The organism is Rubneribacter badeniensis (assembly GCF_002899695.1).
Taxonomy (GTDB): domain Bacteria; phylum Actinomycetota; class Coriobacteriia; order Coriobacteriales; family Eggerthellaceae; genus Rubneribacter; species Rubneribacter badeniensis.
The window spans coordinates 1-5,910 of record NZ_PPEL01000128.1 but is presented as its reverse complement, the minus strand read 5'-3'; the positions used below and the strand labels follow the sequence as shown (position 1 = coordinate 5,910).

General features: G+C 67.2%; 5 protein-coding genes. All 5 read left to right on the top strand.

Annotated elements, in window-relative coordinates; all coding sequences use genetic code 11:
• The first annotated feature begins 361 nt into the window (after positions 1 to 361).
• The 5 genes from C2L80_RS12915 to C2L80_RS12895 all read left to right on the top strand — a co-directional run bounded on the left by C2L80_RS12915 (position 362) and on the right by C2L80_RS12895 (position 5,797).
• Positions 362 to 2,356 (top strand): copper-translocating P-type ATPase, encoded by a 1,995-nt coding sequence (locus C2L80_RS12915; RefSeq protein ID WP_103263337.1) that lies wholly within the window; start codon positions 362 to 364, stop codon positions 2,354 to 2,356.
• A 112-nt stretch (positions 2,357 to 2,468) separates the two neighbouring features.
• Complete coding sequence (locus C2L80_RS12910) at positions 2,469 to 2,720, top strand: FeoA family protein (protein WP_087198452.1); 252 nt, start codon at positions 2,469 to 2,471, stop codon at positions 2,718 to 2,720.
• Between the two features lie 107 nt (positions 2,721 to 2,827).
• Positions 2,828 to 3,064 carry a FeoA family protein gene (locus tag C2L80_RS12905; RefSeq protein ID WP_092198703.1) on the top strand — a complete coding sequence of 79 codons (237 nt, stop codon included), beginning with the start codon at positions 2,828 to 2,830 and terminating at the stop codon, positions 3,062 to 3,064.
• A 132-nt stretch (positions 3,065 to 3,196) separates the two neighbouring features.
• Positions 3,197 to 5,548 (top strand): ferrous iron transporter B, encoded by a 2,352-nt coding sequence (gene feoB, locus C2L80_RS12900; RefSeq protein WP_092198706.1) that lies wholly within the window; start codon positions 3,197 to 3,199, stop codon positions 5,546 to 5,548.
• Positions 5,549 to 5,581: 33 nt separating this feature from the next.
• Positions 5,582 to 5,797 (top strand): hypothetical protein, encoded by a 216-nt coding sequence (locus C2L80_RS12895; RefSeq protein WP_087198448.1) that lies wholly within the window; start codon positions 5,582 to 5,584, stop codon positions 5,795 to 5,797.
• Positions 5,798 to 5,910 lie beyond the last annotated feature (113 nt).

The window sequence follows — 5,910 nt, the reverse complement described above, 5'->3', positions numbered from 1 at the left end:
TGTCAGAGCACGACTGCGGGTTGGGGTGGGGGGCGAGGCCCGCCGCCGTCTTCGCAGGTTGCCCGGTCGTGCGTTGCGCTGCGGCGGCCTTTCACCGCGCCCCGCGGAGGGCACGCTTCGCGCTGCGATGGGCGCCTTCGGCATCGTTCGCGTGGCTGCCATCTTGGTGCCATCTGGGGGGTTTCGTCTGTTGTTGGAAAAAGGGCGGGGACGGGGTCTGACCGTTCGCGGTCGGGCGCGTAACGGGTTGGCTGCTCGGGCACGCGGCGGGCGTCGGCCGCTCCGATGTCGCTACCATGGATGGGCGACGGTGCGGTCTACGGCGACGGGAGGCGTTATGGCAGGTCGGAAGCATGAGGCAATGAATGGTCCCGATCTCAAGCGACGTTTCTTCGCAAGCCTTGTGCTGTCTGTTCCCGTGCTGCTGCTGTCCTCGCCGATGGGGTTCGCGCTGTCCGTGTCGCTGTCGTTTCCCGGTTCTGATTGGGCCGTCGCGGCACTCGCCACCGCGCTCTACGCGTACGGCGGCTGGCCGTTTCTGCGCGGCGCGGCAGACGAGCTGCGCAGACGCCAGCCGGCGATGATGACGCTCGTGGCGCTTGGCATCACCACGGCGTACGCCTACAGCGTCTACGCGTTCGCGCAGCGCAGCATCCTCGGCGCGTCCGATACGCACATGGACTTCTTCTGGGAGTTGGCCACGCTCGTCGACATCATGCTGTTGGGCCATTGGATCGAGATGCGGGCCGTCATGGGGGCGGGCGACGCGCTCAAGGAGATGGCCGGGCTTCTGCCCGCCGACGCGCGCGTTCGCCGCGCCGACGGCGCGGTCGTCGACGTGCCGCTCGACGAGGTGCGGGTGGGGCAGACCGTTGTGGTGGGCGCGGGGGAGAAGGTGCCGGCCGACGGCGAAGTGGTCGAGGGGTCGTCGCAGGTGAACGAGGCGCTTGTCACGGGGGAGGCGCGTGCGGTGGCGAAAGCGGCGGGGGATGCGGTGTTCGGAGGCTCGCTCAACGGCGACGGCACGCTGCTCGTCCGGGTGACCGGCACGGGAGAGTCGGGCTACCTCGCCCAGGTCATGCGGCTCGTCTCCGAAGCCCAGCAGGAGAAATCGCGGGCCGAGGTGCTCTCCGACAAGGTGGCGCGCTGGCTGTTCTATGCGGCGGTGGCGGCGGGCGCAGCCTCGTTCGCGGCGTGGCTGGCCGTGACAGGGGAGGAAGGCGTGGCGCTCGAGCGCATGGTAACGGTGCTCGTCATCGCGTGCCCTCACGCGCTCGGTCTGGCCATTCCGCTCGTTGCGGCGCGCTCCACGTCCATCGGGGCGCGAAACGGCCTGCTCGTGCGCCGTCGTCGCGCGCTCGAGACGGTGCCGAAGGCAGACATGGCCATGATGGACAAGACCGGCACGCTCACCGAAGGCGATTTCCGCGTGGTGGAGTTGAGCGTGCTTCCTTCCGATTCCACCTCCGAAGCCTCTTCAGCTTCCGCTCCTGTCCTCGACTCCACCTCAGCGCTCGCCATCATGGCCGCCCTCGAGGCATCCTCTTCGCATCCGCTTGCCGCGGGCATCGTGCGCGCGGCGACCGAGCGCGGGGTGCGCCCCGCGCCCGTGCGCGACGTGAGGGCGCTTGCGGGCATCGGCGTGCAGGGCGTGCTCGACGATGGCTCGCATGCTCTCGTCGCGAGCGCGCGGCACCTTGACGACCAGGGCATCCCCTACGACCGCGATGCCTTCGCCCGGCTTTCGGCGCGCGGGCTCGCCGTCAGCTACCTGGTCGTGAACGGCGCGGCGCGCGCCGTCGTCGCTCAGGGCGACCAGGTCAAGCCTTCGGCGCGCGAGGCGGTCGCGCAGCTCAAGGCCCGCGGCGTCGCCCCCGTCATGCTCACCGGCGACAACGAGCGCGCGGCCCGCGCCGTCGCCCGCACGCTCGGCATCGACGAGTTCCACGCTGGATTGCTGCCGCAGGACAAGGGGCGCCTCGTGCGCCAGCGCCGCGCGGCCGGCGACGTCGTCGTGATGGTGGGCGACGGCATCAACGACGCTCCCGCCCTCGCGCAAGCCGACGTGGGCGTGGCTATCGGCGCCGGCACCGACGTCGCCATCGACTCAGCCGATGTCGTGCTCGTGAAAAGCGATCCTGCCGACATCGTGCGCTTGCTCGACCTCGGCGCGAGCACTTCCCGCAAGGTCAAGCAGAACCTGTGGTGGGGCGCGGGCTACAACATCGTGGCCATTCCGCTGGCCGCCGGCGTGCTCGCGCCTGTGGGCATCGTGCTCAGCCCGGCTGTCGGGGCCATCCTCATGAGCCTTTCGACGGTCATCGTCGCCGCGAACGCCCTCACGCTGAAAGCATGAGACAAGTGCGGACAAGTGCGAGATGAGGCAATTGTCAACCGAGGCTTCCATTTTGCGTGCGGTTCGTTTATGATGGTTCTGTTGCACAGGGCTAACTCGTTTGGGAGGCGCTATGAACGACGCGGTAGGCGCAAGCAGCGCGTTTCCGCTCCCGCTGCTGCAGAGCGGCGAAAACGCCGTCATCGTGAAGGTGGGCGGTCGCGGAGAGCTGCATCGCCATTTAGAGACGCTCGGCTTCGTGGAGGGTGCCGACGTCACTGTGGTGTCGGAGGCGGCGGGCGACCTGATCGTTGAGGTCAAGGGAACCCAGGTGGCGCTCGATCGCAGCGTCGCATCGCGCATCATGGCGCGCGCCGCCGCATAGGGCGCTTTCCGGCGGGTTGGTCGCTCGCTTTTGCGCGCGGCAGCAGGGTGCGCAAGGCGGGCGGTTGAGGGAAGCGAAGGAATCGAGCGAGGGAAAGGAGTTTGGGGATGGCAGAATCCCAAGAGCGGACGCTGCGCGACGTGCGCATCGGCGATACGGCCACCGTTCGCCGCCTGAAGGGCGAGGGCGCGCTCAAGCGGCACATCATGGACATGGGCATCACGAAGGGCACGGACGTGTTCGTGCGCAAGGTCGCGCCGCTCGGCGACCCCATCGAGGTCACCGTGCGCGGCTACGAGCTGTCGCTGCGCAAGAGCGAGGCCGAGAGCATCCTCGTCCAGTAGCGCGGGATGCGCGGGTGCTTCGCGCGAAGCGCCTGGAAACAGCGGGAAGCGGCGCTATGTGGCGCCTCTTTTTCGCCGATGGGTTACCAGTAGCTAACTCATCAGAGATGAATGGAGATGGAAAGGCAGAACATGGGTATTCGCATAGCGCTTGCCGGCAACCCGAACTGCGGCAAGACCACGATGTTCAACGACCTGACCGGTGCCAACCAGTACGTGGGCAACTGGCCGGGCGTGACCGTGGAAAAGAAGGAGGGCAAGTACACGCGCGACAAGGACGTGATCATCACGGACTTGCCGGGCGTCTACTCGCTCTCGCCGTACTCGCCCGAGGAGATCGTGACGCGTGACTACCTTTTGGAGGGCGGTCCCGACGTCGTGATCAACCTCGTGGACGCCACGAACCTCGAGCGCAACCTTTACCTGACGACGCAAGTCCTCGACCTGGGCCTTCCGGTGGTCGTGGCGCTCAACATGATGGATCTCGTACGCAAAAACGGCGACAAGATCGATGTGGCGAAGCTCTCGAAGCGCCTGGGCTGCCCGGTGGTCGAGACGTCCGCGCTCAAGGGCCAGGGCATGGACGAACTTATCAAGACGGCCGTCGATGCGGCCAAGAAGAAGGCGGCTCCCACGCCCGATCTGCGCTTCGTCGCCGAAGTGGAGGGCCCCATCAAGCAGATCTCCGACCTCCTCGGCTCGCGCGTGCCCGCCTCCACGGCGCGCTGGTACGCCATCAAGCTTCTGGAGGGCGAGCAGCGCACCATCGACTCGCTCAAGCTTCCCGCGGCCGACCTGAAGACGATCGACGCCGCCCGCGAGGCCATGGAGAACGCGCTCGACGACGATGCCGAAAGCGCCATCACCGTGGCGCGCTACGACGCCATCGGCGACGTGGTGGCCGAGACGGTGAAGAAGTCCGCGAAGGGCCTTTCCCTCACGCAGAAGATCGATCGCGTGGTCACGAACCGCGTTTTGGGTCTGCCCATCTTCATCGTGGTCATGGCGTTCGTGTACTGGCTGGCCATCTCCGTGGGCACCGGCGTGGTCACCGACTGGGCCAACGACGGCATCTCCGGCGACGGCTTTCTGTACACGGGCGGCGGGGCCTACGAAGAGGCCGTCGGCGCCTGGGAAGAGGAAGTGGCCGCCGCCGAGGAGGCCGGCGCGAGCGAGGACGAGCTTGCGGCCTTGGCCGAGGAGGAGCCCGATCCCGCCGAGTTCGGCCTGTGGATCCCCGGCCTCGGAGCCATCATCGGCGACGCGCTTGAAAGCGCGCAGGTGGCCGACTGGATGCAGAGCTTGGTCATGGACGGCATTGTGGCCGGCGTGGGCGCCGTTATCGGCTTCATTCCGCAGATGATCATCCTGTTCTTGCTGCTCGCGTTCTTGGAGGGCTGCGGATATCTGGCCCGCGTGGCGTTCATCATGGACCGCATATTCCGCCGCTTCGGCCTGTCCGGCAAGAGCTTCATTCCCATGCTCGTGGCATCCGGCTGCGGCGTGCCCGCCGTCATGGCCACCAAGACCATCGAGAACGAACGCGACCGTCGCATGACCATCATGACGACGACCATGATCCCCTGCGGCGCGAAGATGCCCATCATCGCGCTCGTGTTCGGCGCCATCGCCGGCGGCAACACCGAGGAGACGTGGTGGATCGCGCCGATGTTCTACTTCCTCGGCGTCATCGCCATCATCATCTCCGGCATCATGCTCAAGAAGACCAAGATGTTCGCGGGCGAAGCGTCCCCGTTCGTCATGGAGCTTCCCTCGTACCACCTGCCCACGGTGAAGTCGATCCTTCTGTCCACGTGGGAGCGCATCAAGAGCTACGTGGTGAAGGCCGGTACGATCATCTTCCTGTCCACCATCGTCATCTGGCTGCTCATGAACTTCGGCGACGCGGGCGAGGGCTTCGGCCTGCTCGACCAGGAGACTGAGCTGCAGTACAGCCTCATGGCCGGTCTGGGCAACGCGATCGGCTGGATCTTCGCGCCGCTCGGGTTCGGCGATTGGCAGGCCACGGTCACGTCCATCACGGGCCTCGTGGCGAAGGAGAACGTCGTGGCCACGGTGGGCATCCTCACCAGCGTGGGCGAGCTCGGCGAGACCGACCCCGACATGTGGATGGCCTTCGCCACCATGTTCGGCGGCTCGGCGGCGGCCATCATGGCCTTCTGCGCCTTCAATCTTCTGTGCGCGCCGTGCTTCGCCGCCATCGGCACCATCCGTCGCCAGATGGAGAGCGCGAAGTGGACGTGGTTCGCCATCGGCTACATGACGGTGTTCGGCTGGGCCGTGGGCCTCATGTTCTACCAGTTGGGAGGTTTGGCCCTGGGCGAGGTGTCCTTCAACGTGTGGACGGTGGTGGCCCTCGCGGTTTTGGCCGGCATGCTGTTCCAGCTGTTCCGTCCGATGCCCGCCGTCAAGAAGGCCGGTGCTTCGGAGGAGCTCGAGGCCGGCGCGGGCGCGGCTGCGTAGCTTGCGGAGCGAGGTTCGGGGAAAGGAAGCGCCATGCTCGTCTCAACCACAGTCGTAGGGTTGATCATCGCGGGGCTCGCGTTCTTGTCGGTGCGCCGGTTGTGGCGCAACGGCCTGTGCGACTGCCATAAGGACAGCCCCTACGGCGACGGCTGCGCAGGAGGGTGCGCCGGCTGCTCCGGCTGCGCTGCCGCTGCGCGCATGGCCGCCGACCTCGAGCGAGCCGCCGAGGCGAACCGCCAGCGTTGATCGCGCCGTGCGTGTCTGTTTCCAAGGCCGGAAGGGTTCTCCCTTCCGGCCTCGGCCTGTTTCAGGCGGCGCGCGACGGGGTGGGGCGGCGCGGAAGGGGGGGGGGCGGAGGG

Excerpts from the sequence above, each read along its gene's own strand:
- C2L80_RS12915 (WP_103263337.1), top strand. The coding sequence starts at position 362 with ATGAATGGTCCCGATCTCAAGCGACGTTTCTTCGCAAGCCTTGTGCTG.
- C2L80_RS12910 (WP_087198452.1), top strand. The coding sequence starts at position 2,469 with ATGAACGACGCGGTAGGCGCAAGCAGCGCGTTTCCGCTCCCGCTGCTG.
- C2L80_RS12905 (WP_092198703.1), top strand. The coding sequence starts at position 2,828 with ATGGCAGAATCCCAAGAGCGGACGCTGCGCGACGTGCGCATCGGCGAT.
- feoB (WP_092198706.1), top strand. The coding sequence starts at position 3,197 with ATGGGTATTCGCATAGCGCTTGCCGGCAACCCGAACTGCGGCAAGACC.
- C2L80_RS12895 (WP_087198448.1), top strand. The coding sequence starts at position 5,582 with ATGCTCGTCTCAACCACAGTCGTAGGGTTGATCATCGCGGGGCTCGCG.